The organism is Methylobacterium nigriterrae (genome assembly GCF_037106235.1).
In the GTDB taxonomy this organism is placed as follows: domain Bacteria; phylum Pseudomonadota; class Alphaproteobacteria; order Rhizobiales; family Beijerinckiaceae; genus Methylobacterium; species Methylobacterium nigriterrae.
Map to the genome: position 1 here is coordinate 125958 of NZ_JBAWTG010000002.1, position 24967 is coordinate 150924.

Genomic DNA, 24967 nt, shown 5'->3' on the forward strand with positions numbered 1-24967 from the left:
CGGCGCAGCCGTGTTTCCGTTCCGCGCGAGACGGACGCCGCTCCTCCGCCGGCGTGTGTTCACGCACTCGTGCGCGGTGCCGGCGCGGTCCGGAGCGGGATCGCGGCCGAGCCGCTCCCGCCGCCGAGCGGGGCGGCGGGCATCCAAGCGCCCGAGCGGAGACGCTCAGCAGCCGCAGCCGTAGCCCGAGTAGCCGTAGGAGGGGTAGCTGTAGGAGGGATAGGCGTAGCCGTAGCCCGCATTGCCGTAGCCGTAACCGTAAGCCGGGGCGGCGTAGCCGTAGCCCGCGCCGGAATAGCCGCCGTAATAGCCCGGCGCCGCCGCGGCCGCCGCGATGCCGCCGCCGATCAGGCCGAGGGCCGCGCCCGCCGCCACGCCGCCGGCGACGCCGCCCCAGCCCCGCCGGTAGCCGTAACCGCGATAGCCGTAGCCGCCGTAGCCGTAGCCGCCGCGCCAGCGGACCTGGTCGACATGGGCCTTCGGGCCGCCGATCTGGGCGGCGTTCAGGGCCGGGAGCGGCGCCACCCCGGCCGAGCCGAGGGAGGGGGCCGCGAGGCCGAGGCTGGCGAGGGCCGCGAAGGCGAGGCTCGTGACGCGCGACATCGATGGAAGCTCCTGCGAAACGCCCTGGGGTCCGGGGCGGCCGGTCGCCGGGCCGGCGTCCCGCGCCGTCCCGAATGCCCGCGAGGCTCGCAGGATTCGCCCGCTCCGTCGAAGGGTCAGAACACGCAGTCGCTGAAGGCCGGCTCGACGGAATGCCGCCAGGGCCCCTCGTAATCGGCGAGCCTGTCCTCGGCCCGGGAGCGGCCGGCCGCCACGATCGCCTCGAGCGGCTGCAGGTGGATCGTCTCGTCGCGCCCGCACGCGTCGCGGCGCGCGCGCGCCTGCAGGCCCGCCCGGGCGATGGAGAGCGCCTCGGCCGCCACCGCGCCGATGCTGCGGCCGGCGACGGGCGTCGCGAGCCCGAGCCGCGGCACGGTCGCCCGGACGGCCTCGCGCTCGGCCGCGCCCCAGCCCTTCGCGAGGTCGAGGGCCGCGTCGAGCGCGGTTCCGTCGTAGAGAAGCCCCGTCCAGAAGGCGGCCTGGGCCGCGATCATCGCGGGGTCGCCGACATCGGAGCCCCGCATCTCGAGGAAGCGCTTGAGCCGCACCTCCGGGAAGGCGGTCGAGACATGGTTCGCCCAGTCCGAGACCGTGGCGAACTCGCCCGGGAGCGCGGGCAGCCGGCCCGCCATCAGGTCGCGGAAGGACGCGCCCGAGACGTCGTGATAGGTGTCGCCGCGCTTGACGAAGTACATCGGCATGTCGAGCAGCCAGTCGACATAGGCCTCGTAGCCGAAGCCCGGCTCGAAGGCCCGCGGCAGCATGCCGGTGCGGTCGGCATCGGTGTCGCGCCAGATCTCCGAGCGGCGGGACAGGAACCCGTTCGGCCGCCCGTCCGTGAAGGGCGAGTTGGCGAAGAGCGCGGTGGCGACGGGCTGCAGGGCGAGCGAGGCGCGCATCTTGCGCGCCATGTCGGCCTCCGAGCAGAAGTCGACATTCACCTGCACGGTGGCGGTGCGCAGCATCATGTCGAGGCCGAGCGTTCCGACCTTCGGCATGTAGCCCGCCATGATGCGGTAGCGGCTCTTCGGCATGACGGGGGTCTCCTCCCGCGTCCATTTCGGGCTCATGCCGAGGTCCAGGAAGCCGATGCCGAGCGGGTCGGCGGCGCGGGCGGTGGCGGCCAGGTGCTCGCTCAGCTCGCGCACCGTGGCGTGCACGTCGGGCAGCGGCGCGCCCGACAATTCGAACTGTCCGCCGGGCTCGATCGAGATGGCGCCGCCCTCCCGGCCCGCCAGCCCGATGATGTTGCCGGAATCGACGATCGGCTCCCAGCCCGTCTCGCGGGCGAGCCCTTCGAGCAGCGCCCGGATGCCGCGCTCGCCCGCGTAGGGTACGGGCTCGCGGGTCTCGCGGTAGAACGGGATCTTCTCGTGCTCGGTGCCGATCGCGAAGCTGTCGCGCGGCTTCTCGCCCGCGGCGAACCACGCGATCAACTCGGCGCGCGTGGTCAGCGGGGTCGTGTCGGACGTATCGCGCGCCATGCGCTGCCTCGTCTGCGAAGGTCGTTTGCGGAAGCCGAGGCGGCGACCACCTTGGTACGGGTGAGCCCCTTCGAGCGGGATGTCGTGCTCTTAATCCAGCCTGCAAGGCCGGACAACGCGCTGCGGGCGGGCCCGGCTTGCGCGTCACTGAACTGTGCGCGTCTCACCGGTTCCGGCGCCGCTTCGATGTGCGCGGGCGCACGCGGCCTCAGCGGGCATCCCCCAGCACGGCCTGGACGAGGGCCAGCGCCGCGACCGCCGCCGTGTCGGCCCGCAGGATGCGGGGGCCGAGGGAGAGCGCCACGGTGTTCGGGCGCTCGGCGAGCATGGCCCGCTCCTCGGGCGCGAATCCGCCCTCGGGCCCGACCAGAACGGCGAGCGGCGGCGGCGCCCCCGGATCGGCCGCGCCGCGGAGCGCCGCGACCGGATCGCTGACCGGCGCGTCCTCGTCGCAGAAGACGAGGAGGCGCCTCGGTTCGAGCTCCGCCAGGGCGGCCGGCAGGCGGACCGGCTGCAGCAGGTCGGGGATCGCCAGGATGCCGCATTGCTCGGCGGCCTCGACGGCATTGGCGCGCAGCCGCTCGAGATTGATGCGCTCCCCTTGCGTGTAGCGGGTGATGACGGGCCGGATCGAGCCGGCCCCCATCTCGACGGCCTTCTGGGCGAGATAGTCGAGCCGCGCGCTCTTCAGGGGGGCGAACAGGTAATGAAGGTCGGCGCGCCCGCCCTGCGGCCGGGTGCGCTCGGCCACGACGAGGTCGGCGCTCTTGCGCCCCGTCGGGTCGAGACGGGCGCGCCACTCGCCGTCGCGGCCGTTGAAGAGCAGGACCGGGTCCTCGGGCTTCCGCCGCAGCACGTTGAGCAGATAGTTCGCCTGCGCCCGGTCGAGGGGGAGGCGGGTGCCGGCGGCGAGCGCGTCCTCCACGAAGAGGCGTGGCGCGGTGAAGTCGTAGGCGGCCATCCGGCCCTCGTCGCGTGGGCGGCGGGGCCTGTCAACGCGGGCATCGCGGCGGGCGTCGCGCGGGCGCGGACGCGATCGTTGCAAAAACGTTACGGCGGATTCTTTTCTGAACTTTGCCCACGCCGGACCCCGGCCTCCGGTTTGCGGCTCGAATGACGCCACATTCCTATGCAGAACCGGGCACCAGCATCACGGGATCGGCGCCCCGCGGCACCGGCCGGCACCCGCGCCCTGCGGACGAGCGGATCCGGACCCAGCGCCAGGCGAGAGAGGAAACGAGGCAATGCTCACCAAATCCATCGCGACGGTGATGGCCGGCGCGCTCGCGGGCGCCCTCCTGTTCGGCGCCTCGGCCCTCGCCCAGTCGGCGGAGTGCGGCGAGATCCAGAAGACCCTCCAGGCCCGCAAGGACCTCGTGGCCAAGGCCAACTCGGCCTCGACCACCAAGAAGAAGATGACCCCGCAGGAGGCCTGCGCCCTGTTCGGCAAGCTCCAGAGCAACGGCGCCGACGGCCTGAAATGGATCGCTGCCAACAAGGAATGGTGCTCGATCCCCGATTCCTTCGCGGAAGGGTTCAAGGCCGACCACACGCGGGTGATTGGCATCCGCACGAAGGTCTGCGCGGTCGCCGCCCAGGCAACGAAGATGGAGGCCCAGGCCCGTGCCCAGGCCCAGAACGGCGGCGGCGGCGGTCTCCTCGGCGGCCCCGGCCTGCAGGGATCCTTCAAGGTGCCGCAGGGCGCGCTGTAAGCGCACGGGCTTGCCGGCCCCCTCGGGCCGATCGCTCCGCGATCGCGGATGTACGGTTCCCGGCGGCGCCCCGGCACGTCGTGATCGCGCGCGGGACATCTCTGCCGTTCGGCGGAGGGGTCGCGTCGCGGACGGGGGACGGTCGTGGCGGATCGGATGCGGCGCACGCCTGACGACGATGCGAGATTGCCCGAACCTGCCATGAGCGCGAAGCGTCCGCCGCAGAACCCGACATCCCGGTCCGGCGCATGAGCGGGGGCAACGGGGAGCAGGGCCGCGTCGCCGATGCGGTGGCGGGGCATTGGGTCGACCGGCTGGCGCCGCGCCGGCTCCGTCCCTACCTGCGGCTCGCCCGCATCGACCGGCCGATCGGCTGGTGGCTCCTGCTCCTGCCCTGCTGGTGGTCGGCCGCGCTCGCGGCGATCCGGGCTGGGGCGCCCTACCCGAACCCCTGGCACCTCGCGCTGTTCCTGGTCGGCGCGGTCGCCATGCGGGGGGCCGGCTCGACCTACAACGACATCGCCGACCGCGACCTCGACGCGCAGGTGGAGCGCACCCGCTCGCGCCCCCTCCCCTCGGGGCAGGTGAGCCCGAGGGCCGCCGCCGCCTTCCTGGTCGTCCAGGCCCTCATCGGCCTCGCGGTGCTCCTGCAGTTCAACGGCACCGCGATCCTCGTCGGCATGGCCTCGCTCCTTCCGGTGGCGATCTACCCGTTCATGAAGCGGGTGATGCCGCTGCCGCAGGCCGTGCTCGGCCTCGCCTTCGCGTGGGGCGCGCTGATGGGGTGGGCCGGCGCGTTCGGCCGGCTCGATCCGCCGGCCCTGCTGCTCTACGCGGGCGCCATCGCCTGGGTCGTCGGCTACGACACGATCTACGCGGTGCAGGACATCGAGGACGACGAGATCGCGGGGATCCGCTCCTCGGCGCGGCTGTTCGGGAGCCGCCTGCGCCTCGCGGTGGCGGTGTGCTACGGGCTCGCCGTGCTGTTCGTGGCCCTGGCGGCGCGGGGCGCGGGCGCCGGGCTCGTCGGTGCGCTCGGCGTCGGGCTGTTCGCCGCCCATCTCGGGCGCCAGGTCCTGCGGCTGCGCGAGCGAGACGGGCGGGGCGCCCTCGCGCTGTTCCGCTCGAACCGGGATGCCGGCCTGATCCTGTTCCTGGCGCTAGCCGCCGACGCGGTCCGGCAAGGGTGGACCGGCTGAGGCGCCTCAGGAGCGGGCGATGATCTCCTTCTCGCCCCGGTGGATCTGCGGCCGCACCGGCAGGCGGCCGGTCTTGCGGCGCACGAGGAAGCGCGGGCGGCGGTCTCCCAGCAGGCCGTGGCGGCGGCGGGTGCGCGTGGTGCCGAGCGCGACCCGGCCGAGCTGCCGGGAGACGAGGCTCAGCACGCCGTCCTCGCGCACGATCATGCGGGGCAGGCCGGTCCGGGCGGCGAGGTCGCGCCAGACCGCCACCACGTCCTCCTCGGCGAAGGGGCCGAGGCGGGAGAGCGCCTCCCCGTCGGCATCGACGAGGATGAGGGCGAAGCGATCCTCGCCGCAGGATTCGGCGGCCTCGTTGGCGAAGGCCAGCGCGATGCCGGCGGCCTTGGCCGCGTAGCCCTGCGGCCCGATCACGGGCAGCGGCGAGGCGACGGGCGTGAAGCCCTGCGCCAGGATGTCGGCGGGAACATGCGCGTTCATGGTCTGATAAGTGTTCATCTGCCCGACGCCCTGTTGCAAGTGGCGACCGCTGTCCGGCCTGCCGTTATGCCAAGCAAAATCGCGTCTAACCCCCTCCATCCACCTTAAGAGCGAGCGTTAAGCGAACGTGGATGGCGGGTTTGTCGGCGGAATGCTCAACGCTTCCTTGCCGGGATTGCGACAACACGGCCGTATGCAACTCTGCGGCCTCGTCCTTGTGACGAATCGGGGCGCGGCCTAAGCTCAACCGGTGCATCGGGTCCGCGTCGCCGCCGCGATCGGGCGTCCCGCAACGAATCGCCCCAAGCCCGCTTGTACCCTGGACCGCCGCGGGCGGTCCCAAGACCCACGAAGACCGGAGCCCCATGTCCGACCGGAGCCCCATGTCCGACACGATGTCCCCCGAGGCCGCGCAGGCGCTCCTGCCTGCCCTTCGCGAGACCATCCGCGAGGCGGCCTCGCTCGCCCTGCCGTATTTCCGGACGGGTGCGCAGACGCGGGCGCGGATCTGGTCGAAATCCGGGGGGTCGCCGGTGACGGAGGCCGACGTCGCGGTCGACGCCTTCCTGAAGGTGCGGCTGAGCGAGATCGTGCCGGAGGCCGCGTGGCTGTCGGAGGAGACCCGGGACGACCCGGTCCGGCTCGGCCACGACCTCGTCTGGATCGTCGACCCGATCGACGGCACCCGCGCCTTCCTGTCGGGGCATCCGGACTGGTCGATCGCGGTGGCGCTGCTGTCGGCCGGGGAACCGCTGGTCGGCTTCGTGCACGCGCCCGCGGGGGAACATTTCTACGAGGCGGTCTCCGGCGGCGGCGCCACCCGCAACGGCCAGCCGATCGCGGCCTCCGCCCGCGCCGGCCTTGCGGAAGCGCGGGTGACGGGGCCGAAGCCGATGATCGACCGGCTGACGCGCGGGCTCGCCCGGGAGGGGGTCGATCCCGCCTTCGTGCGGGTCGACCGGGTGCCGTCGCTGGCCCTGCGCGTGGCGCGCGTCGCCGAGGGCTCGATCGATGTCGGCCTCGTCTCGACGGATGCGCGGGACTGGGACCTGGCGGCCGCCGACCTCATCCTGCGGGAAGCGGGGGGCATGGTCTGCGGCCTCGACGGCCGGCCGACGGTCTACAACCGTCCCGAGCCGATCCACGGAGAGCTGGTGGCGGTGCCCGCACGCCTGCGCGACGCGGTGGTCGCGGCGATGGCGTGAGGCCCGGTCGAGCCTCCCGACCGGTCGCCCCGGGCCGCGGGTGCGGGGCCCGGGATCGTGAGGTGCCGACGCCGAGGCGTCAGGCGCGTCCTGCTTCCCGCAGGTCGACGGCGCCGGGCTTGATCCCGAGGCGGTCGGCGAGGTGCCAGCGCAGCTCGCGCGGGGAGTGGTAATTGTAGGACAGGTCGATGAGGTGGCTCAGGTCGACGGTCGGCTTGCCTCGCGTCGCGGCCTGGTTCAGGCGGTCCACCTTGAAGGTCGCCGCGTCGGTGACGGGCGAGCGGGCGCCGCGGCGCCGGGTGTACTCGAACAACATGTCTTTTCTTCTTGTCTTTCTCTCGCACAGGATACCCGCCCGGAGGCGAAGTCCTGCTTCGTTTCTGGTTCTTGGTCTGGCGTTTTCCCGCCGGCGCGGCGTCCCCGAGGGGAGCGGCGTCGGAAGGCGGGGCCGTGCGCGACGGCCGGTCGGGCGGACGCCAGCCCGATCGGGCTGGCGCCGCGGGCATCAGGCCGCCTGAAGGTTGCCGGCCGCGTCCTTGCCGCTGCGCTTGTCGGTCAGGATCTCGTAGGAGATCTTCTGGCCCTCGACGAGGTTGCGCATCCCAGCGCGCTCGACAGCGGAGATGTGAACGAACACATCCTTGCCGCCGTCATCCGGCTGGATGAAGCCGTAACCCTTGGTCTCGTTGAACCACTTAACAGTGCCGGTATTCACGAATAGAACCTCGTATCGTCCATTGGCCAATAGCTCTCGTCTGCTCGACGCGAGCATCATGACCTCTTCCGTAATGCGACGGATCGGCGGGGCGTGAGACGCAGGACCATTGAGCGTCCGTCTCAACCAACGTGGCCCCCCGAAGCCCTATTTAGGCACTTCATGCGGCCGCAACAAGGCGTGGGGCCCAATCTCTTGGCCGGTCGCTCGGCCGGATCGCTCGGCCGGATCCCTCGGCGGCCCTCCCGGCCAAGCCCTGGGCCCGGCGCCGCTCCGACGGCTGGCGCGTCCTGCACCGCGCCCCGCACGATGTGGGGCCGCATGTGGGAACGCGAGGGCCCGCCCTGTGATTTTCCCCGCCTACGGTCCATATACAAGTTCGGTTCCGGGCAGTTAGGCGATCCATGGCGGGTATTTCGGTTTCCCTCGAAGGCGCGAACATCCAGCTCTCGTTCCAGAAGGACGATCAGGCGACCGCCGTCGTGATGGACGCCCGCGCCGCCCGCGCCCTGGTGCGCGCCGTGGGCCAGCTCCTCACCGCCATCGACGATCCGGACGAGGCGGACATGCCGGAGGATCTCGGCGAGGAGGACATCGCGATGCTCGACGTGACCTCCTCGGCGATCGAGGTCGGCACCGACGAGCAGGGACAGGCGGTGGTCGCCCTGCAAGCCGGCGCCCTGCCGCCCTTCCAGCTTCGCCTGACGGACGAGGAGGCCCGCCACGTCGCGACGAGCCTCTCCGAGATCCTCAACGCCCCGCGCGACGTGCGGACCTCGCACGGAGGCCACTGAGCCCGGGGCCGCTGGGCTTGGCCCGGGGCCGCCAGGCTTGGGAGCGATCGACGCCGGCGCCTACATCCGGACGCCGGGATCGGTCGGGTTGCCGGGCAGGTAGTCCGGCTCGGAGCCCGGGCCGCCGGGGTCGTCGATGCCGGGATCGTTGACCGGGTAGGGCGTGCGCGGTCCGGTCGGGCCGATATCCGGCTGCTCGTCGGGTTGGGGCGGAGCGGGCAGGTCGCCCGGGATGCCGCCGCCGGGCGTGGGTTCGGGAGTCGGAAGGCCGGGATTGGCCATGCGAAGCCTCCTTCGGATTGTGGGGGTATGCAGGACAAACGACCCGTACCTTGGGCGGTTCCGTGCGGCATCGGGCTGCCGGAACCGCGACGCCGCCGTGCGGTTGCGCCTCCAGATCCACGCCAACGGAGGTAGTGCCATGGCCGACATCACGCGGGCCAAGATCCTGATTCTCGCGACCGACGGCTTCGAGGAGGCCGAGCTGACCGTGCCCCGGGCCAAGCTCAGCGAGGCCGGCGCGACCGTGCACGTCGCGGCCCCGCAATCGCGCCAGACCAGGGAGACGATCCGCGGCTGGGACAAGACCGACTGGGGCAAGAGCGTGCCGGTCGACAAGGACCTGGAGAGCGTCAGCACCGGCGATTACGACGCTCTCGTGCTGCCGGGCGGCCAGATCAACCCGGACAAGCTGCGGCTGGAGCCGAAGGCCCTCGAGGTGATCCGAAGCTTCCTGACCTCCGGCAAGGTCGTGGCCGCGATCTGCCACGCGCCCTGGCTCCTCGTCGAGGTCGGCGCCGCCAAGGACCGCGATATGACCTCCTACGCCTCGATCCGGACCGACGTGACCAACGCGGGCGGGCGCTGGCGCGACGAGGCGGTGGTGACCGATGACGGCATCATCACGAGCCGCAATCCCGGCGACCTCGACGCCTTCTCGGCCAAGATCATCGAGGAGGTCCAGGAAGGCCGCCACCAGCCGCGCCGCCTCGCCGCCTGATCCAGCCGCCGGTTGATGCCTTCGCTTCGGCGTTGCCGGTGCCGCACTCGCCGACACCGAAGGGATCGAGCGGTCGTGGGGTCCGATGCGGCGGGCCCGTGCGGCGACTGGGCGACGCCGACATCCGTCGCCCCGAAGCGGTCAGGCGGATCTGATGGCCGCGGGCCGCCTCAGCGCTTGGCGGCCGCCTTCTGCGGACGCGGCTTCTCGGCCGTCGTGCTGGCGATCAGGGCCGAGAGGTGGTCCTGGTCGAGGCCGCGGGCCGGCGTCTCCGCCCGGGTCGCCTCGGCCGGGCGCTCGAACCGGCGCGGCTCGATCGAGCCCGTCGTGACGGGGTCCGTCAGCGCCGCGATGGCCGGCGCCGCGGGGCTCGGCTCGCGCTGGACACGCATCGCCCAGTGAGCCGCAGTGGAGAGAGCAGCGATCGCCAGGATCGCCTTGATGCCGCCGGTGAGGAGGCGCCGCATGGTGGTCAAACCCGAGAGAACGCGAGGGCACGCGACCGGTATCCCGGTCTTCCCCGATCTTCACGCAGGATCGTGAACGAAGTCGCCGCGGCGGGGCGGCCCCGCAGTCCCGGAATGAGGCAGCGCCGGGAAGGAGGTGGGCCATGCGCCAAGATCCGCGGTTCCTGTTCCCCGCGCTCCCGACACGCCTGCAGCTACTCGGCCCACTGAGCCTCACAGGAAAGGTGCAGAGAACTGGTCCGCACCGTCCCGTCACTGCCGGCCCCGCTGCCACGCAGGCCCGAGAGGGCTCGCGAAACCATCGGGCGCATCGGCAGCCGGGGAGTGCCGATGTAGAGGGCGGGGCGCGTGCCGGCAACCGACCCAGGGCGATTCAGCGTGGCTGTGGCGGCCGGCCGGCGCCGGAAACGCCTCACTGAAGGAAACCCCTCCCCGAAGACGAGAGCCCGGCGCGGGCGGCCGCGCCGGGCTCTCGAAGGTGTTCGGGGCCGAACCCCGGTCGGGACGGCCTACCGCAGCGAGCCGCAGAAGCGCTGGATGCGGTGGCAGGCCTCTTCCAGCGTCTGGTTCGAGGTGGCGTAGGAGATGCGCAGGTTGGGGCCGAGGCCGAAGGCCGAGCCGTGGACGGCGGCGACGCCCTCCGCCTGCAGCAGCTCCGTGACGAAATCCTCGTCCGTCTCGATGGTCTTGCCCGACGGCGCCTTGCGCCCGATCGTCTCGGCGCAGGACGGATAGACGTAGAACGCCCCCTCCGGCACCGGGCATTGCAGGCCCTTGGTCTGGTTCAGCATCGAGACCACGAGGTCGCGCCGCTCCTGGAAGGCCGCCTTGAAGCGCGCCAGGTGCTCCTGCGTCCCGTCGAGGGCCGCCACCGCCGCCCACTGGGAGATCGACGAGGCGCCCGAGGTCTGCTGGCCCTGCACGAAGTCCATGGCCTTGATCAGGTGCTCGGGGCCGGCCGCGTAGCCGATGCGCCAGCCCGTCATCGCGTAGGCCTTCGAGACGCCGTTCATGGTGAGCGTGCGCTCGTAGAGGCCGGGCTCGACCTGGGCCGGGGTGACGAACTCGAAATCACCGTAGGTCAGGTGCTCGTACATGTCGTCGGTGAGCACCCAGACATGCGGATGGCGCATCAGCACGTCGGTGATCTTCCGCATCTCGTCCCGCGTATAGGCGGCGCCCGACGGGTTCGAGGGCGAGTTGAGGATGATCCACTTGGTCTTCGGCGTGATGACCCGCTCGAGCTCCTCGGGTTGGAGCTTGAAGTCGTGCGCCATGTCGGTGTCGGCGAAGACCGGGGTCGCGCCGCACAGGATCACCATCTCGGGGTAGGAGACCCAGTAGGGGCGCGGGATCACGACCTCGTCGCCGGGGTTCAGGGTGGCGAGCAGCGCGTTGTAGATGACGTGCTTGCCGCCGGTGCCGACGATGGTCTGCGAGACCTTGTAGTCGAGCCCGTTCTCGCGCTTCAACTTCTTGACGATGGCCTCGCGCAGCGGGTTGATGCCGGAGACGGGCGGGTACTTGGTCTCGCCGCGCCGGATCGCCTCGATCGCCGCCTCCTTGATGTGATCGGGCGTGTCGAAGTCGGGCTCGCCGACCGACAGGCTGATCACGTCCATACCCTGCGCTTTCAGCTCGCGCGCCTTCTGCGTCATCGCGATGGTCGCGGACGGCTTCACGCGGGAGAGGGCGTCGGCCAGAAAGCCCATGGGGTCGTACTCCGATCGATGTCAGGTGGTGTGCCGTGTTCCAGGCGGCGCGGACCGTAGTCGCGGCGCTCAAGCCGGGCAAGGTGCGGCGCGCGGCGAATCCGCGCTTTGTCATGCGTGGCGGTTCGGGGTCGGGTCCGCCCCCCGCACCGGGCGCAAGCTGCGCGGGGGGCATGCCGGCGCCGCGGGGCCGGCGCCTCGCCCCGGCGCGGGGGCCTCCCCATCTCACGGGGATGCTGCCCCTCTCCGTCCTCGACCTCTCCTTCGTGAATGCCGGCGCGGCGCCCGCGCAGGCGCTGCAGGATTCGCTCGCCCTCGCGCGCCATGTCGACGGTCTCGGCTACACGCGCTACTGGCTCGCCGAGCACCACGCGCTCCCCTCCGTGGCGAGCCCCGCGCCCGAGATCATGATCGGCCAGATCGCGGCCGCGACGCGCCGTCTCCGGGTGGGCTCGGGCGGCATCATGCTGCCGAACCACGCGCCCCTGATGGTGGCCGAGCGCTTCAAGATGCTCGAGGCGCTCTTCCCCGGCCGGATCGACCTCGGCCTCGGCCGGGCGCCGGGCACCGACGGGATCACAGCCCAGGCCCTGCGCCGGCGGGAGGCCCCGCGCGGCGGCGACGACTTTCTCGAGCGGTTGCAGGAGCTGATGCTGTGGGAGACCGGCGGCTTCCCGGAGGGCCACCCGTTCGCCAGCGTCGCGGTGATGCCCGCGGGCGCGCCGCTGCCGCCGATCTTCCTGCTCGGCTCGTCCGATTACAGCGCGCATCTCTCCGCGCAGATCGGCACCGGCTTCGCCTTCGCGCAGCATTTCGCGGCCTTCGACGCGGCCGACGCCATGCTGGCCTACCGCCGCCTGTTCCGGCCCTCGCGCTGGCGGGAGCGCCCGCACGCGATCCTGGCGGTGGCGGCGATCTGCGCGCCGACCGACGCCGAGGCGGAGCGGCTGGCGCTCAGTTCGCAGCTCGCGACGCTCCGGCGGGAACGGGGCGAGTACGTGCCGCTGCCGAGCCTCGCGGAAGCCGAGGCCTATCCCTACTCGGAGGCCGAGCGCGCCCGCATCGCGCGCGGGCGCGCCCGGCTCCATATCGGCTCGCCGGAGACCCTGGCAGCCGCCCTCGCGGGTCTCGCCGAGGCGACGCTGGCCGACGAGATCATGGTCTTCTCGGCGATCCACGATCAGGAGGCGCGGCGCCGATCCTACGCCCTGATCGCGCAGGGCTGCGGCCTCGCGGCTTCCCGTGCGCAAGATGACGGCTCGGACGGATTCGGCGGCGCGTAAGCCCCCCTTCGATCCGGATCCGCACAGGTTAATGCGGCGAGCGGGATCAGCGCGTTAGGTGGCCCTACGCCGTCAACGGGAGCAGCCATGCCTCGCTATTTCATCGACGCATCCATGGGCGCCCGGCACCATCGCGATGACGAGGGGGTGATCGTTCTGGACGACCTGAGTGCGCACGAGTTCGCCGTCGCCACCCTGCACGACCTCGCCCGCATCGCGACCGCGGAGGGGCGCGAGGAGCCGCTGAGCGCTGTGGTGCGCACGGAAACCGACGAGCGGCTCTGCACGGTCTCGATGATCATGACCACGCAATGGTGCCGCAAGATCGGGCTCGTGGAGGACCGGGTGCCGGACGAGGTCTCGTAGGTCCCGCAGGGCTCGCGCTCAGGGGGCGGGGAACCAGCGCTGGACCGCCTCGGCCGTGCCGGTCGGCCGCGTGTTGAAGCAGAGCCTCGCCCGCGGCGCGTGGGCGTGCACGATGTTGACGAGCTTCTCGAACAGCGGCGTGTTCTCGGGAACAAGGCGCACGCCCGCGCCGATCATGACGCAATCGAACGGCGTCCCCGCCAGGCGATCCCGCACGACGGCCTCCGCGGTCTCGCCGAAATCGACGAGGCAGATCGCGGCCTCGTAGCCGAGCGCCTCGAGACGGGCCTGGTCGGCCCGCAACCCGGTCCGGACCTTGTCGGCGCTCATGCCCGGGAAGGCCGCGTAGGCCGGCGAGGCGAAGTCGATCAGGTCCGGATCGAGGCCGATCATCACCACGCTGGTCCGGGCCATGGCAGCCTCCCTATGGCAGCCTCGCTGCGGCCGAACCGGGGGCCGCGCGGCGCGAGCATAGCCCCCGCGGTCGGAGACGGCCACGGGCCCCCTCCCCTTGCGGGGGGCGCGTCGCGCCGCTCAGCCGCCGAACAGGCGGCGCAGGGCGGCCAGGAGGCCGCCGCGCTCGCGGCCCGCCTCGGGCGCGGGCGAGGCCACGGCCTCCGCAGCGGCCGGGCGCGGCGCCTGGACGAGGCCGAGCGCCGCCGTGTCGGTGGTCTCGCGGTCGATCAGGATGAGGCCGCCGGTGTCGCGGTTGCGCGCGTAGGCGTCGAACGCCACCGCGCGGTCGAGGCTGAGCGTCACGTCGCCGATGTCGTTGGCCGCGAGGCGCTCGGCCGGTCCGGCCTGGCCGGTCTCCGGGTCGATGCGGGTGCGGATCGCCGCCACGGTGGCGTTCACCGTCACGGTGCCGATCTTGGCGAGCAGGGCGGCGCCGGGCCGCAGCTCGGCCTCGGCCGCCCAGAACAGGCGGACGTCGAGCGTGTCGGCGACCTGCATCGGCGCCTCGGCGGCCGCGATCACGGCGCCGCGCGAGGCATCGATCTCGTCGGCGAGGACCAGCGTCACCGACCGGCCCTCCACGGCCTCGGCGAGGTCGCCGTCGGCCGTGTGGATGCGGGCGATACGGGAGCTGCGGCCGGAGGGCGCGACGGTGACGGCATCGCCCGGACGGACCCGGCCGCTGGCGATCAGCCCCGAGAAGCCGCGGAATTCCGAGTTCGGCCGGTTGACCCACTGCACCGCCATGCGGAAGGGGGCCGCCTGCGCCTCCTCGTGCACCGGCACTTCCTCGAGATACTGGAGCAGCGGACTGCCCGTGTACCAAGCTGCGGCCGTGCCCGGCAGAACGACGTTGTCGCCGTTCTTGGCCGAGAGCGGGATCGCCCGCACCTCCGCGAAGCCGAAGGATGCCGTGAAGGCGTTGAAGCCGGCGAGGATCGCCTCGAACCTGTCCTGCGACCAGCCGACGAGGTCCATCTTGTTCACGGCGAGCACGGCCCGCCGGATGCCGAGCATCGAGACGAGGAGGGCGTGGCGGCGCGTCTGCCGGGTCAGGCCCTGGCGGGCATCGACCAGGATCACGGCGACGTCCGCCGTCGAGGCGCCGGTCGCCATGTTGCGGGTGTACTGCTCGTGGCCGGGCGTGTCGGCGACGATGAAGGAGCGCCGGTCGGTGGAGAAGAACCGGTAGGCGACGTCGATCGTGATGCCCTGCTCGCGCTCGGCCTGGAGGCCGTCGACGAGGAGCGCGAGGTCGACCTCGGCCCCTTGCGTGCCGTGCTTGCGCGAATCCCGCTGCAAGGCCGTGATCTGGTCGTCGAAGATCTGCTTGGTGTCGTGCAGCAGGCGCCCGATCAGGGTCGACTTGCCGTCGTCCACGGAGCCGCAGGCGATGAAGCGCAGGACTTCCTTGCGCTGGTGCGCGGCCAGGAAGGCGTCGTAGCCGAATGCCTCGGGTGACTGATGGATCGTCATCAGAAGTAGCCCTCCTGCTTCTTGCGCTCCATGGCGCCGGCGCCGTCCTTGTCGATCACCCGGCCCTGGCGCTCGGAGGTGCGGGCGGCGAGCGTCTCGCCGATGATCTCGGGCAGCGTCTCGGCGCGGCTCTCGACGGCGCCGGTGAGCGGGTAGTCGCCGAGCGTCCGGAACCGCACGGAGATGTCCTGCGGCGCCTCGCCGGGCGCGAGCGGCAGGCGCTCGTCGTCCACCATGATGAGCTGCCCCTCGCGCTCGACGACCGGGCGCTCCTTGGCGAAGTAGAGCGGCACGATCGGGATCCGCTCCTGCTCGATGTAGAGCCAGATATCGAGCTCGGTCCAATTGGAGAGCGGGAAGACGCGAAGCGATTCGCCGCGCTTCTTCTTCATGTTGTAGAGGTGCCAGGGCTCGGCGCGCTGGCGCTTCGGGTCCCAGCGATGCTGGGCCGTGCGGAGCGACACGATGCGTTCCTTGGCGCGGGACGCCTCCTCGTCGCGCCGCGCGCCACCGAAGGCCGCGTCGAACTTGTGCGTGTCGAGCGCCTGGCGCAGGGCCTGCGTCTTCATCACGTCGGTGTGGACTTCCGAGCCGTGGCTGATCGGGCCGATGCCCCTGGCCAGGCCGTCCTGGTTCGTGTGCACGATCAGCTCGGCGCCGATCTCGGCCGCGCGCCGGTCCCGGAAGGCGATCATCTCGCGGAACTTCCAGGTCGTGTCGATGTGCATGAGCGGGAACGGCAGGCGCCCCGGCGCGAAGGCCTTCAGGGCGAGGTGCAGCAGGACGGAGGAATCCTTGCCGATCGAGTAGAGCATCACGGGGTTCTCGGTCTCGGCGACCGTCTCCCGCAGGATATGGATGCTCTCCGCCTCGAGGCGCTGCAGGTGGGTCAGGCGATCGAGGCCGATCCGGGCGGCCGTGGTCGCGGGGGCAGCGCTCATCGGGCCATCTCCGGTGTCTTGAGGTTCGTGGTCTCGCGTTGCGCGGTCTCGAAGGCGGCCGCCTCCCGGCCGGGCTGCACGCGCGCCTCGGGGGCGTGCACGTGCAGGCCGCACTCCTTCTTGGATTCCTGCTCCCACCACCAGCGGCCGGCGCGCTCGGGCTCGCCGACGCGCACGGCGCGGGTGCAGGGCGCGCAGCCGATCGACGGGAAGCCGCGATCGTGCAGCACGTTGTAGGGGATGAAGTTCTCGCGCACGAAGGCGTCGACGTCGGCCCGCGTCCAGTCGGCGAGCGGGTTCACCTTGATGAGGCCGCGCGCCTCGTCGGCCTCGGCGAGCGGCGTCTCGGCGCGGTTCGCGGATTGCCCGGCGCGCAGGCCCGTGAACCAGACGGCCGCGCCCTTCAGCGCCCGTCCCAGCGGCTCGACCTTGCGGAAGCCGCAGCAGGCCTGGCGCGCGGCCACGGAATGGCGGAAGCCGTTGATGCCCTCCTCGCGCACGAAGCGCTCCTCGGCCTCACGCTCGGGCGCGTAGGCTCGGATGCGGATGCCGTAGGCGGATTCGGTCTCGGCCCAGACGTCGTAGGTCTCGGGAAACAGGCGGCCGGTATCGAGGGTGACGATCTCGGCGCGCGACTTCCCCATGGCGAGCGCGTGCGTCAGCGCCTGGTCCTCGATCCCGAGGCTCGTGGTGAAGACGAGGCGGCCGGGGATCCGCTCCTCGACGAGGGCGATGCGCTGCCGAAGGGTCAGCCCCGCCATCGCCGCGGCGAGGGCCTCCGCAGCCCGTGCGAGTTCGAGGGTCATGGTCGGTTGATGGATACCTGCTTGTCCGAACCCTGAAATGTTCGCTATAACGAACGGTGTCAAGGCGGATACGGCCCGGCTCGGGCATTCCGGCAATGCAAAATCGTGTGGGCGGGCAACTCGCCGGCTCCCCGGACGGTTGCGGCCGGAAGAAAGATCCTTCTCATGCGGCCGCGGGGCGGTGCGCGGCCGCACGCCGCCCCCGAACGAACGAGGTTCAGCTTGGATTCGATCGACCTGAAGATCCTCGCGCTCCTGCAGAACGACGCGACGCTCTCCATCGCCGCCATCGGCGAGAAGGTGGGCCTGTCGCAGACGCCGTGCTGGAAGCGCATCCAGCGCCTCGAGGCGGACGGCGTGATCGATCGGCGCGTGGCCGTGCTCGACCCGGTCAAGCTCGGCCTCGGCCTGACCGTGTTCGTCTCGATCGAGACCGCGGACCACTCGCGTGAGTGGCTGGAGCGCTTCGCCGCGACGGTCGCGGCGATGCCGGAAGTGCTCGAATTCTACCGGATGGCGGGCGATGTCGACTACATGCTGCGCGTCGTCGTGGCCGACATGCAGGCCTACGACGCCTTCTACAAGCGCCTCATCGCGACGCTGCCGCTGAAGAACGTCACCTCGCGCTTCGCCATGGAGAAGGTGAAATCCACCACGGCGCTGCCGCTCCCGGCCCCGCCCCGCAACACCCGCCACGCCCCGGCACTCGCCCTGGTCGGAGAATAGTTTTCTCTTTCGCACTGCAACAGCAGGTAGCTCCTTCTCTCTCGGCGCCGTTCTGTAAAACGGACATTCCCCGTTGACAGACGGCCCGCGCAATACGACATGGTCCCTTGATGTCACGACAAGCACTCCTCCCCCGAACCGCCCCCTTCGGCGACACCGAGCGGGCCAATCTCGACGCCGTCCTCGGCGCCGCGACGCCGATCCAGCGCGCCTGGCTGGCGGGCTTCCTGGCGGGGCTCGACGCGGCCGCGGGCCAGCCGGCCGCCGTGCCGGCGGCGCCCCCGAAGGCCGCCGAGCCGCTGACGGTCATCTACGCAAGCGAGTCGGGCAATTCCGAGAAGCTCGCGGGCGACGTCGCCAAGCTCGCGCGCAAGAGCGGCTTCAAGCCGAAGGTGATCGACTTCGCCGACCTCGACGTCGCGAGCCTCGCCAAGGAGAAGCGGATCGTCGCCATCGCGGCGACCTGGGGCGAGGGCGAGCCCCCGGCCCGCGCGGTCCGTGCCTACGGCGAGCTGATGGGCGGGAGCGCGCCGCGCCTCGACGGCGTCGAGTTCGGCGTGCTGGCGCTCGGGGACACGAGCTACGCCGAGTTCTGCGCCATCGGCAAGGCGCTCGATGAGCGGCTCGAGGCGCTGGGCGCCAGGCGCGTGCATGAGCGGGCCGACCTCGACCTCGATTTCGAGGCGCCGGCCGCCGAGTGGATCAAGGGCGCGCTGAAGGCGCTCAGCCCCCCGCCCGCGGCCGCCGACAACGTCGTGGCTGTCGACTTCGCCCGGGGCGCTGCCGCCGACGAGGATGCGGAGCCGAGCCGCGAGCCGGTTCTGGTCGAGGTCGTCGACCACGTGAACCTCAATTCCTCGCGCTCCGACAAGGAGACGATCCACCTCGCCCTCGCCTTCGAGGAGGGTGCGCCGGCCTACGAGCCGGGCGATTCGCTGGAGATCTATCCCGAGAACGACCCGGTTCTCGTCGAGGAGATCCTCAAGGCCACGGGCCTCACCGGCGACGAGGCCCTGCGCCGGGCCCTCCTCTCCGAGCGCGACATCACCACGCTCTCGGCCACCACGGTCGAGCGTTTCGCGAAGGCGACCGGCCAGGCGGAGGCGACGCGCCTGATCGAGAGCGGCGAGGTCCGCGCCTGGATCGAGGGGCGCCACCTCATCGACCTGATCGAGACCTACCCGGCCGCTCTCTCGGCAGAGCACCTCAACACCATCACCCGGCCGCTGCCGCCGCGCGCCTACTCCATCGCCTCCTCGCGCAAGGAGGTCGGCGACGAGGTGCATCTGGCGATCGCGGCCGTGCGCTACGAGAGCCAGGGCCGGGCGCGCTCCGGCGTCGCCTCCGTGCACGTCGCCGACCGCATCCGGAACGGCGCCAAGCTGCGGGTGAAGCTGAAGCCGAACCGACACTTCCGCCTTCCCGCCGATCCGGCCGCCGACATCGTCATGGTCGGCCCCGGCACCGGCGTGGCGCCGTTCCGCGCCTTCGTGCAGGAGCGCCGCGCCCTCGAGGCCGAGGGCCGCAAGGTCGGCCGCTCGTGGCTGTTCTTCGGCGACCGGCACTTCACCCACGACTTCCTGTACCAGCTCGAATGGCAGGAGGCCCTGGAGGACCGCTCGCTCACGCAGATCGACGTCGCCTTCTCCCGCGACCAGCCCGAGAAGATCTACGTCCAGGACCGCCTGCTCGAGCGCCGCAGGGAGCTCGTGGACTGGCTCGATGGGGGCGCCTACCTCTATGTCTGCGGCGACGCCAAGAACATGGCCAAGGACGTGCGGGCGGCGGTGGTCAGGGCCTACGCCGACGTGAAGGGCCTCTCCGAGGCCGACGCGGAGGCCGCCGTCGCGGCGCTGGAGCGGAGCCACCGCTACCAGCAGGACGTTTACTGAGACGACCGATCCTCCCCTTCAGCGGGGAGGGACCGTACTTAATCATCGTTGCGGAACAGGATGGGGCGCGGGTCCCCTCTCCCGTGCGGGAGAGGGACAGGGTGAGGGATCCAGGTCTTTCCGGTGAGGTCGCACCCCTCGCCCCAACCCTCTCCCGCACGGGAGAGGGGGCCTCTCGCGGATCCGTTTCGAGCCCTGAGCCGTCGCTCCTCTCTCCTGCTCCGCTCGGCACCCTCCCCCGTAGACGGGGAGGGAGACGCGTTCAGACACCGGATTCATCCCATGGACGACCACAGCCCCCGCGACGACGCCGACACCGACTCCCCGGCCGAGCGCACCTACGAGACACCGCCCGAGGGCCGCCCGATCACCGAGGCGGAGGCCGCGCGGGCCGAGAAGCTCTCGGCCAACGAGCACATCAAGATCGCGAGCGGCTACCTGCGCGGCACGCTGGCCGAGGGGCTCCTGAAGAACGCCACCGGCGCCATCTCGGAGGATGACGGGCAGCTCGTGAAGTTCCACGGGATGTATCTGCAGGACGACCGCGACCTTCGCCCCGAGCGCACCAAGAAGAAGCTCGACAAGGCCTACAGCTTCATGATCCGCCTGCGCATCGCGGGCGGCGTCGTGACGCCGAAGCAGTGGCTGATCCTCGACAACATCGCCACCACCTACGCGAACGGGACGCTCCGCGCGACGACGCGCCAGACCTTCCAGTACCACGGCGTCATCAAGTCGAACCTGAGGCGCACGATGGCGGCGATCGACTCGGCGCTCCTCGACACGATCGCGGCCTGCGGCGACGTCAACCGCAACGTGATGGCGGCGACGAACCCGGCCCAGGCCGGCGCCCACAAGGCGGCCTACGACCTCGCCAAGGAGATCTCCGACACGCTGCTGCCGAAGACCGGCGCCTGGCGCGAGATCTGGCTCGACGGCGAGCGGGTGGTCGGCGGCGAGGAGGCGGCCGAGATCGAGCCGATCTACGGCAAGACCTACCTGCCCCGGAAGTTCAAGACCGTGATCGCGGTGCCGCCCTCGAACGAGGTCGACATCTTCGCCCACGACCTCGGCTTCATCGCGATCCTCGACAAGAAGGGCAGGCTGACGGGCTGGAACGTCACGGTCGGCGGCGGCATGGGCATGACCCACGGCGAGACCGACACCTTCCCGCGCACCGCCGACGTGATGCTGTTCTGCGCTCCCGGCGACGCCTTGAAGGTGGCCGAGGCCGTGATGACGGTCCAGCGCGACTGGGGCAACCGCAAGAGCCGCAAGAACGCGCGCCTCAAGTACACGATCGAGCGCTACGGTCTGAAGGCTTTCCGGGCCGAGGTCGAGGCGCGCGTCGGCAAGCCGCTCGCCGACCCGAAGCCGTTCCAGTTCACGTCGAACGGCGACCGCTACGGCTGGGTCGAGGGTGAGGACGGGCGCCACCACCTGACGCTCTACGTCCCCTCGGGCCGCATCAAGGACGTCGAGGGCGGTCCGCGCTTCCTGTCGGGCCTGCGCCGCATCGCCGAGGTGCATGCGGGCGACTTCCGGCTCACCGGCAACCAGAACGTCATCATCGCGAACGTGCCGGCCGACAGGCGGCCCGAGATCGAGGCGCTCGTCGGCGAGTACGGCCTGACCGAGGGCGCGGGCGCGCTCCGGCGCAACTCCATGGCCTGCGTGGCGCTGCCGACCTGCGGCCTCGCGCTCGCGGAGAGCGAGCGCTACCTGCCGGACCTCCTCACCGAGCTCGAGGACAGCCTCGCCCGCCACGGCCTCGCGGAGGACGAGATCACCATCCGGATGACGGGCTGCCCGAACGGCTGCGCGCGGCCCTTCATCGCCGAGATCGGCCTCGTCGGCCGCGGCCCCGAGCGCTACCACCTCTATCTCGGCGCCGCCTTCGACGGCTCGCGCCTCGGCAAGCTCTATGCCGAGGACGTCACGGCCGGCGAGATCAAGTTGGTGCTCGATCCGCTGTTTGCCGCCTATGCCGGGGGCAGGACCGAGGGCGAGCGCTTCGGTGACTTCCTGATCCGGGCGGGCTACGTGGCCCGCACGATCAACGGCCCGGACTTCCACGACCGGACCGGCGCCCTGAAGAGCGCGGCCTGAACCCGGGCCCTCATGTCCTTGCGGGAGGGCCGGGCCGCGCGCGATCCTGCCCCCGCAAGTCCCGCCTTGCAGCGAAATCTGTCCTTCGCGCAATCGAGCCGCGTCCGTTCCCGCACCGCCGGGCTCAAGCTCGGCCGCTCGGCGCGGAAAAGCTTGAGGCGGCGTGAACCGTTGCTTGGGACGGCCGTTGTAAGCTCAGGTTCAGCGGGAGGCGGACAATGGCCAAGCACGAGATCCTCGGCTACTTCGAGCATCGCCGCGACGGCGCCTGGGTCTGCGTGAAGCCGTTCACGCTCACCACCAAGAACGCCAGCATCGACATCCGCCAGGGCATGCGCTTCGATTACGGCAAGCGCGTCGGCGGCGTCGACCTCGCGGAATACCTGGAGCAGCTCGGCTCGCAGTTCGGCTCGTAGCCGCTCACGCGCTCACAGGCGGTAGGCGGTGCGGCAGGCGCCCCAGTGGCGGCCCTGCACGCGGATCGGCGCGTCCACCTCACGCACCATCACGATCTGCCCGCCGACCTCGCGGCGGTAGACCTGCACGGTGGCGGGCCGGGTCGATCGCGCCGCCGTGATGCCGGTGCGGTCGTCGAAGATGCGCAGGTTCCGGCAATTGGCGTTGTTCCAGACCGGATCGTCGGGGCGCTGCTTCTGCGAGACGCGCCGGTTGTGCACCGGCAGGAAGCCGTTCCGGTCCGTCACGATGCAGAACAACATCTCGTTGTCGCGCACGAGTTCCGGCTCGAGGATGTCCGGCAGCAGCCGCTCGAGGGGCTCGACCGCCTGCGTGCGGTATTGCTGCGGGTTCGTGCCCGGGATCGGCCGGTAATCCGTGTCGAACAGGCTCGCGGCCGAGAGTCGCCCGGCGGCGAGTTCCGCCTCCATCAGGTCGCCGATGCGCCGGGCGAGGCCCTGGGCCCTCGTCACGAGCGGCGCGTAGGCCGCCTGGATCTCGGCGATCTTGCCCTGCAGGCGCGCCAGCGCGTCGGCCTCGAGCGCGCCGAAGGCGCAGTGCAGGCCCATCGGGCTCACCGCCACGATCGCGGCGGGCACCCGGCCGATCGCATCGATGTCGAGGCTCAAGGTCCGGCCGGCCGCGAGCGCCGCGCCCTCGGGGATCGAGAGCAGCACGCCGCCCTCGCTGATGTCCATGGTGCGGCTGCGGCGGCCGTCGCCGAGATCGACCGCGAGCTCGACGGGATAGCGGTCGAAGCGGCGGCGGTCGCCGATCTCGCTCTGGCGGATCACCGCGACGAAGCGGCGCCCGAGGCCGGCCGCCTGCTCGGCCGCGTGGCCGGCGGCCGATTCCATCGCCTTGGCCTGCCCGTCGAGGGCGACCGTCGCCGTGCTGGCGCTGCCGGCTTCCGCGTTCAACGCGGCGCCGAGATCGGCCGCGCGCGCGGCGTCCGAGACGACGCCCGCCACGATGCCGGCCTGCTCGTCGGCGATGCCCTGCACGGTGCCGAAGGCCGGGCGGACCGCCTCGATCGCGCTCGCCACCGATTCGATCGCCATGCCGGACGCGACCGCGCCCTCGCGCAGCCGGGTGATGCGGGTGCGCACCTCGTCGGCCGCCCGCGCGGTCTCGACCGAGAGCGCCTTGACCTCGCTGGCCACCACCGCGAAGCCGCGGCCCGCCTCGCCGGCGCGCGCCGCCTCGATGGTGGCGTTGAGCGCGAGCAGATTCGTCTGGCGCGCGACCGCCGAGATCGTGTCGACGATGCCGGCGATCTCGTTGCCGGCCTGGGCGAGCGCGGCCACGAGCGTGCGGGCCTCGGCGCCGCACAGGCCCGCATGGTCGAGATGGCCGCCGGCCTCGCTCATCGCGCCCCCGATCCGGGCCGAGGTGGCCGAGAGGAGCCCGGTGCGCTCGGCCAGGCCCAGGCTCGCCCCGGCTGCCGCCTCGGCGGCGGCGGCGAGCGCGTCCATCCGGGCCCGGATGCCGGCAAGGCCCGCCTGCATCCGCACCACCTCGCCGCTCGCGTCCGCGATCGAGGCGCCGACGCCGCCGATGGCGGCGAGCACGTCCGCCTCGATCGCGTCGAGAACCTCGGAGCCGCCCGCCCGCGGCGGGCCGACCGCCGGCCCGGCCTGCGGGACGACCTCGACATCCGTCGGGATCGGCGCGACCGCCTCTACCGTCGGTTGCAGAAAACGGGGACGAGAGAAGACCGGCATGCCCCCGAGAAGACATCGGCGATGTCTAATTTTCCCCTAAACGTCAGGGCGCGGCGAGATCTCGACGGGACGATCAGCGTTCCGCGCAGTGGTTGCAGGCGCCTTCAGGCGCCGCCCCACTGCATCGTCAATCCACCGTCGACGACCCAGGTCTGTCCCGTCACGTAATCCGCGTCGTCGGATGCCAGGAACAACGCGACCCTGGCGATGTCCTCGGGCTGCCCGGCCCGGTGCCAGGGGATGCTCTTCAACGATGCTTCGAGCTTCTCCGGATGCTCGAAGCGTTCCTGCGTCATGGGCGTCTGGATCAGGCCCGGCGCGCGGCGCCGTCCGCGTCGGTGTGGTAGGTGACGGCCATGTCCGCGCCCTCGCGCGCGAACAGTTCGGCGGTGGCCTGGCCGATGCCGGAATCCGCGCCCGTGATCAGGGCCTTCTTGCCGCGCAGCTTCATCGAGCGTCCTTGCGAGATCGGGGATTCGGATCCGGGGCGGATGCCTCCGCCCCAGCCAATCCCGCCCCGCCGACGCGGTTCCCGGCCGGGACGGCGGCCCCGCGGGAAGAGTTTCCGGTCACGTTGGCACTTTGCCGGCAACTCGTACTTATGTCTGAGAGATTTCGCGCGTGCCTCTTTTGACGCCGGATGCGCCCCGGCTTAGGTTCCGGCCATGAACCGTGACGCTGCCCAGGACCTTGTTCTCGCCGACGAAAGTGCCCCCACCACCCGGTGCCGCATTCTGGAGACGGCCGAACGGTTCTTCCGGGAGATCGGCTATCAGAAGACCACCGTGGCCGACATCGCCAAGACCCTGCGGATGAGCCCGGCCAACGTCTATCGCTTCTTCGACTCGAAGAAGGCGATCAACGAGGCCGTGGTCGAGCGGGTGACCCGCGAGGTCGAGGCGCTGATCGCCACGATCGCGGCCGAGCCGGGCATGGGCGCCTCGGAGCGCATCGCCGAGATCATCCGGGCGCTGCACCGCGACTGCCTGGAGCGCTGCAAGGACAATCCCCGCATCCACGAGATGGTGGAGGCGGCGATGACCGAGAGCTGGGACGTCTGCCGCCACCACGTCGACCGGATCAGCGCCGTGCTGGTGCGCGTGGTGAGCGAGGGCGCGCGCACCGGCGAGTTCGCGGCCGAGGACCCCGCCATGGCGGCCCAGTGCGTCCACGTCGCGATCGTGCGCTACTGCCACCCGGTCCTGGTGAGCCAGTACCCGAACGCGCCGGCCCCGCCGATCGAGAGCATGATCGCCTTCCTGCTGCGCGCGCTCGGGGCGGCCGGCCAGCCCCGAGCCTCGTCCCCGGCCGCGCCGCAGGCGGCGATGCCGTGACCGCGACGGCGCGAGGCGCGGCAAGGC

At 71.6% G+C, this 24967-nt stretch carries 28 protein-coding genes; 12 read left to right on the forward strand and 16 right to left on the reverse strand.

Annotated elements, in window-relative coordinates; genetic code table 11:
• Positions 1 to 165: 165 nt before the first annotated feature.
• From WDW90_RS02205 to WDW90_RS02215, 3 genes are all read right to left on the reverse strand, one after another.
• On the reverse strand, positions 166 to 603 hold the full coding sequence (locus WDW90_RS02205; RefSeq protein ID WP_336485625.1) for a hypothetical protein: 438 nt from the start codon (positions 601 to 603) through the stop codon (positions 166 to 168).
• Positions 604 to 719: 116 nt separating this feature from the next.
• The gene (locus WDW90_RS02210) at positions 720 to 2087 is read right to left on the reverse strand and encodes a glutamate--cysteine ligase (RefSeq protein ID WP_336485626.1); all 1368 of its coding nucleotides are present in this window, start codon (positions 2085 to 2087) and stop codon (positions 720 to 722) included.
• 208 nt (positions 2088 to 2295) lie between these two features.
• Positions 2296 to 3048, reverse strand: a complete 753-nt coding sequence (locus WDW90_RS02215) for a 16S rRNA (uracil(1498)-N(3))-methyltransferase (RefSeq protein WP_336485627.1) — start codon at positions 3046 to 3048, stop codon at positions 2296 to 2298.
• Between the two features lie 283 nt (positions 3049 to 3331).
• Here WDW90_RS02215 and WDW90_RS02220 point away from each other — a divergent pair, with 283 nt between their 5' ends.
• Both WDW90_RS02220 and ubiA read left to right on the forward strand, forming a co-directional pair.
• A complete protein-coding gene (locus WDW90_RS02220; protein ID WP_431310952.1) occupies positions 3332 to 3799 on the forward strand; it encodes a hypothetical protein in 468 nt (155 codons plus the stop codon).
• 248 nt (positions 3800 to 4047) lie between these two features.
• The gene (gene ubiA / locus WDW90_RS02225) at positions 4048 to 4998 is read left to right on the forward strand and encodes a 4-hydroxybenzoate octaprenyltransferase (RefSeq protein WP_336485628.1); all 951 of its coding nucleotides are present in this window, start codon (positions 4048 to 4050) and stop codon (positions 4996 to 4998) included.
• A 6-nt stretch (positions 4999 to 5004) separates the two neighbouring features.
• Here the strand turns inward: ubiA and WDW90_RS02230 are convergent, their stop codons facing one another.
• Positions 5005 to 5496, reverse strand: a complete 492-nt coding sequence (locus tag WDW90_RS02230) for a DUF6101 family protein (RefSeq protein WP_431310953.1) — start codon at positions 5494 to 5496, stop codon at positions 5005 to 5007.
• Between the two features lie 365 nt (positions 5497 to 5861).
• Between WDW90_RS02230 and WDW90_RS02235 the strand changes: the two genes are divergently transcribed.
• The gene (locus WDW90_RS02235; protein ID WP_336485629.1) at positions 5862 to 6683 is read left to right on the forward strand and encodes an inositol monophosphatase family protein; all 822 of its coding nucleotides are present in this window, start codon (positions 5862 to 5864) and stop codon (positions 6681 to 6683) included.
• A 79-nt stretch (positions 6684 to 6762) separates the two neighbouring features.
• Here the strand turns inward: WDW90_RS02235 and WDW90_RS02240 are convergent, their stop codons facing one another.
• Together WDW90_RS02240 and WDW90_RS02245 are read right to left on the reverse strand one after the other, a co-directional pair.
• Complete coding sequence (locus tag WDW90_RS02240) at positions 6763 to 6999, reverse strand: AsnC family transcriptional regulator (protein ID WP_336485630.1); 237 nt, start codon at positions 6997 to 6999, stop codon at positions 6763 to 6765.
• 189 nt (positions 7000 to 7188) lie between these two features.
• Positions 7189 to 7398, reverse strand: coding sequence for a cold-shock protein (locus WDW90_RS02245; protein WP_109896418.1), 210 nt, complete (start codon positions 7396 to 7398; stop codon positions 7189 to 7191).
• 404 nt (positions 7399 to 7802) lie between these two features.
• Between WDW90_RS02245 and WDW90_RS02250 the strand changes: the two genes are divergently transcribed.
• Positions 7803 to 8192: a hypothetical protein gene (locus WDW90_RS02250; RefSeq protein ID WP_336485631.1), complete on the forward strand. Its 390-nt coding sequence runs from the start codon at positions 7803 to 7805 to the stop codon at positions 8190 to 8192.
• A 60-nt stretch (positions 8193 to 8252) separates the two neighbouring features.
• Here WDW90_RS02250 and WDW90_RS02255 read toward each other — a convergent pair whose 3' ends face one another.
• Entirely contained in the window at positions 8253 to 8474 is a 222-nt protein-coding gene (locus tag WDW90_RS02255) for a hypothetical protein (RefSeq protein ID WP_336485632.1), read from the reverse strand.
• 139 nt (positions 8475 to 8613) lie between these two features.
• Between WDW90_RS02255 and WDW90_RS02260 the strand changes: the two genes are divergently transcribed.
• On the forward strand, positions 8614 to 9192 hold the full coding sequence (locus WDW90_RS02260; RefSeq protein WP_336485633.1) for a type 1 glutamine amidotransferase domain-containing protein: 579 nt from the start codon (positions 8614 to 8616) through the stop codon (positions 9190 to 9192).
• Between the two features lie 170 nt (positions 9193 to 9362).
• Here the strand turns inward: WDW90_RS02260 and WDW90_RS02265 are convergent, their stop codons facing one another.
• A complete protein-coding gene (locus WDW90_RS02265) occupies positions 9363 to 9659 on the reverse strand; it encodes a hypothetical protein (RefSeq protein ID WP_336485634.1) in 297 nt (98 codons plus the stop codon).
• A gap of 509 nt (positions 9660 to 10168) precedes the next feature.
• The gene (locus tag WDW90_RS02270; protein WP_336485635.1) at positions 10169 to 11371 is read right to left on the reverse strand and encodes a pyridoxal phosphate-dependent aminotransferase; all 1203 of its coding nucleotides are present in this window, start codon (positions 11369 to 11371) and stop codon (positions 10169 to 10171) included.
• A 233-nt stretch (positions 11372 to 11604) separates the two neighbouring features.
• On the opposite strand from WDW90_RS02270, the gene WDW90_RS02275 reads away from it, so the two are divergent.
• Together WDW90_RS02275 and WDW90_RS02280 are read left to right on the forward strand one after the other, a co-directional pair.
• The gene (locus tag WDW90_RS02275) at positions 11605 to 12654 is read left to right on the forward strand and encodes an LLM class flavin-dependent oxidoreductase (RefSeq protein WP_336485762.1); all 1050 of its coding nucleotides are present in this window, start codon (positions 11605 to 11607) and stop codon (positions 12652 to 12654) included.
• An 87-nt stretch (positions 12655 to 12741) separates the two neighbouring features.
• On the forward strand, positions 12742 to 13020 hold the full coding sequence (locus tag WDW90_RS02280) for a DUF6894 family protein (protein WP_336485636.1): 279 nt from the start codon (positions 12742 to 12744) through the stop codon (positions 13018 to 13020).
• Between the two features lie 18 nt (positions 13021 to 13038).
• On the opposite strand, the gene WDW90_RS02285 is transcribed toward WDW90_RS02280, so the two are convergent.
• From WDW90_RS02285 to WDW90_RS02300, 4 genes are all read right to left on the reverse strand, one after another.
• Positions 13039 to 13434: a hypothetical protein gene (locus WDW90_RS02285; RefSeq protein ID WP_336485637.1), complete on the reverse strand. Its 396-nt coding sequence runs from the start codon at positions 13432 to 13434 to the stop codon at positions 13039 to 13041.
• A 120-nt stretch (positions 13435 to 13554) separates the two neighbouring features.
• Positions 13555 to 14952, reverse strand: a complete 1398-nt coding sequence (gene cysN / locus WDW90_RS02290; RefSeq protein WP_336485638.1) for a sulfate adenylyltransferase subunit CysN — start codon at positions 14950 to 14952, stop codon at positions 13555 to 13557.
• Positions 14952 to 15893 carry a sulfate adenylyltransferase subunit CysD gene (cysD, locus tag WDW90_RS02295; protein WP_336485639.1) on the reverse strand — a complete coding sequence of 314 codons (942 nt, stop codon included), beginning with the start codon at positions 15891 to 15893 and terminating at the stop codon, positions 14952 to 14954. Before cysD ends, cysN begins: the two co-directional genes overlap by 1 nt.
• A complete protein-coding gene (locus WDW90_RS02300; RefSeq protein WP_336485640.1) occupies positions 15890 to 16699 on the reverse strand; it encodes a phosphoadenylyl-sulfate reductase in 810 nt (269 codons plus the stop codon). The genes cysD and WDW90_RS02300 overlap by 4 nt, the downstream gene beginning before the upstream one ends.
• A 222-nt stretch (positions 16700 to 16921) precedes the next feature.
• Here WDW90_RS02300 and WDW90_RS02305 point away from each other — a divergent pair, with 222 nt between their 5' ends.
• From WDW90_RS02305 to WDW90_RS02320, 4 genes are all read left to right on the forward strand, one after another.
• Positions 16922 to 17425, forward strand: coding sequence for an Lrp/AsnC family transcriptional regulator (locus WDW90_RS02305; protein ID WP_336485641.1), 504 nt, complete (start codon positions 16922 to 16924; stop codon positions 17423 to 17425).
• Positions 17426 to 17535: 110 nt separating this feature from the next.
• Positions 17536 to 19317, forward strand: a complete 1782-nt coding sequence (locus WDW90_RS02310) for a diflavin oxidoreductase (protein ID WP_336485642.1) — start codon at positions 17536 to 17538, stop codon at positions 19315 to 19317.
• Between the two features lie 282 nt (positions 19318 to 19599).
• Positions 19600 to 21426 (forward strand): NADPH-dependent assimilatory sulfite reductase hemoprotein subunit, encoded by a 1827-nt coding sequence (locus WDW90_RS02315; protein ID WP_336485643.1) that lies wholly within the window; start codon positions 19600 to 19602, stop codon positions 21424 to 21426.
• A 218-nt stretch (positions 21427 to 21644) separates the two neighbouring features.
• Positions 21645 to 21842: a hypothetical protein gene (locus WDW90_RS02320; RefSeq protein WP_336485644.1), complete on the forward strand. Its 198-nt coding sequence runs from the start codon at positions 21645 to 21647 to the stop codon at positions 21840 to 21842.
• Positions 21843 to 21854: 12 nt separating this feature from the next.
• On the opposite strand, the gene WDW90_RS02325 is transcribed toward WDW90_RS02320, so the two are convergent.
• The 3 genes from WDW90_RS02325 to WDW90_RS02335 form a co-directional block, all read right to left on the reverse strand.
• A complete protein-coding gene (locus WDW90_RS02325; protein WP_336485645.1) occupies positions 21855 to 23606 on the reverse strand; it encodes a methyl-accepting chemotaxis protein in 1752 nt (583 codons plus the stop codon).
• Positions 23607 to 23710: 104 nt separating this feature from the next.
• A complete protein-coding gene (locus tag WDW90_RS02330) occupies positions 23711 to 23902 on the reverse strand; it encodes an SDR family oxidoreductase (protein WP_336485646.1) in 192 nt (63 codons plus the stop codon).
• Between the two features lie 11 nt (positions 23903 to 23913).
• Positions 23914 to 24057 carry an SDR family NAD(P)-dependent oxidoreductase gene (locus tag WDW90_RS02335; protein ID WP_431310954.1) on the reverse strand — a complete coding sequence of 48 codons (144 nt, stop codon included), beginning with the start codon at positions 24055 to 24057 and terminating at the stop codon, positions 23914 to 23916.
• 214 nt (positions 24058 to 24271) lie between these two features.
• Here WDW90_RS02335 and WDW90_RS02340 point away from each other — a divergent pair, with 214 nt between their 5' ends.
• Complete coding sequence (locus WDW90_RS02340; RefSeq protein ID WP_336485647.1) at positions 24272 to 24940, forward strand: TetR/AcrR family transcriptional regulator; 669 nt, start codon at positions 24272 to 24274, stop codon at positions 24938 to 24940.
• Positions 24941 to 24967 lie beyond the last annotated feature (27 nt).

Bases quoted from the DNA above. Each gene is read 5' to 3' on its own strand.
- WDW90_RS02205 (WP_336485625.1), bottom strand. From the start codon at position 603: ATGTCGCGCGTCACGAGCCTCGCCTTCGCGGCCCTCGCCAGCCTCGGC.
- WDW90_RS02210 (WP_336485626.1), bottom strand. From the start codon at position 2,087: ATGGCGCGCGATACGTCCGACACGACCCCGCTGACCACGCGCGCCGAG.
- WDW90_RS02215 (WP_336485627.1), bottom strand. From the start codon at position 3,048: ATGGCCGCCTACGACTTCACCGCGCCACGCCTCTTCGTGGAGGACGCG.
- WDW90_RS02220 (WP_431310952.1), top strand. From the start codon at position 3,332: ATGCTCACCAAATCCATCGCGACGGTGATGGCCGGCGCGCTCGCGGGC.
- ubiA (WP_336485628.1), top strand. From the start codon at position 4,048: ATGAGCGGGGGCAACGGGGAGCAGGGCCGCGTCGCCGATGCGGTGGCG.
- WDW90_RS02230 (WP_431310953.1), bottom strand. From the start codon at position 5,496: ATGAACACTTATCAGACCATGAACGCGCATGTTCCCGCCGACATCCTG.
- WDW90_RS02235 (WP_336485629.1), top strand. From the start codon at position 5,862: ATGTCCGACACGATGTCCCCCGAGGCCGCGCAGGCGCTCCTGCCTGCC.
- WDW90_RS02240 (WP_336485630.1), bottom strand. From the start codon at position 6,999: ATGTTGTTCGAGTACACCCGGCGCCGCGGCGCCCGCTCGCCCGTCACC.
- WDW90_RS02250 (WP_336485631.1), top strand. From the start codon at position 7,803: ATGGCGGGTATTTCGGTTTCCCTCGAAGGCGCGAACATCCAGCTCTCG.
- WDW90_RS02255 (WP_336485632.1), bottom strand. From the start codon at position 8,474: ATGGCCAATCCCGGCCTTCCGACTCCCGAACCCACGCCCGGCGGCGGC.
- WDW90_RS02260 (WP_336485633.1), top strand. From the start codon at position 8,614: ATGGCCGACATCACGCGGGCCAAGATCCTGATTCTCGCGACCGACGGC.
- WDW90_RS02265 (WP_336485634.1), bottom strand. From the start codon at position 9,659: ATGCGGCGCCTCCTCACCGGCGGCATCAAGGCGATCCTGGCGATCGCT.
- WDW90_RS02270 (WP_336485635.1), bottom strand. From the start codon at position 11,371: ATGGGCTTTCTGGCCGACGCCCTCTCCCGCGTGAAGCCGTCCGCGACC.
- WDW90_RS02275 (WP_336485762.1), top strand. From the start codon at position 11,605: ATGCTGCCCCTCTCCGTCCTCGACCTCTCCTTCGTGAATGCCGGCGCG.
- WDW90_RS02280 (WP_336485636.1), top strand. From the start codon at position 12,742: ATGCCTCGCTATTTCATCGACGCATCCATGGGCGCCCGGCACCATCGC.
- WDW90_RS02285 (WP_336485637.1), bottom strand. From the start codon at position 13,434: ATGGCCCGGACCAGCGTGGTGATGATCGGCCTCGATCCGGACCTGATC.
- cysN (WP_336485638.1), bottom strand. From the start codon at position 14,952: ATGACGATCCATCAGTCACCCGAGGCATTCGGCTACGACGCCTTCCTG.
- cysD (WP_336485639.1), bottom strand. From the start codon at position 15,893: ATGAGCGCTGCCCCCGCGACCACGGCCGCCCGGATCGGCCTCGATCGC.
- WDW90_RS02300 (WP_336485640.1), bottom strand. From the start codon at position 16,699: ATGACCCTCGAACTCGCACGGGCTGCGGAGGCCCTCGCCGCGGCGATG.
- WDW90_RS02310 (WP_336485642.1), top strand. From the start codon at position 17,536: ATGTCACGACAAGCACTCCTCCCCCGAACCGCCCCCTTCGGCGACACC.
- WDW90_RS02315 (WP_336485643.1), top strand. From the start codon at position 19,600: ATGGACGACCACAGCCCCCGCGACGACGCCGACACCGACTCCCCGGCC.
- WDW90_RS02320 (WP_336485644.1), top strand. From the start codon at position 21,645: ATGGCCAAGCACGAGATCCTCGGCTACTTCGAGCATCGCCGCGACGGC.
- WDW90_RS02325 (WP_336485645.1), bottom strand. From the start codon at position 23,606: ATGCCGGTCTTCTCTCGTCCCCGTTTTCTGCAACCGACGGTAGAGGCG.
- WDW90_RS02330 (WP_336485646.1), bottom strand. From the start codon at position 23,902: ATGACGCAGGAACGCTTCGAGCATCCGGAGAAGCTCGAAGCATCGTTG.
- WDW90_RS02335 (WP_431310954.1), bottom strand. From the start codon at position 24,057: ATGAAGCTGCGCGGCAAGAAGGCCCTGATCACGGGCGCGGATTCCGGC.
- WDW90_RS02340 (WP_336485647.1), top strand. From the start codon at position 24,272: ATGAACCGTGACGCTGCCCAGGACCTTGTTCTCGCCGACGAAAGTGCC.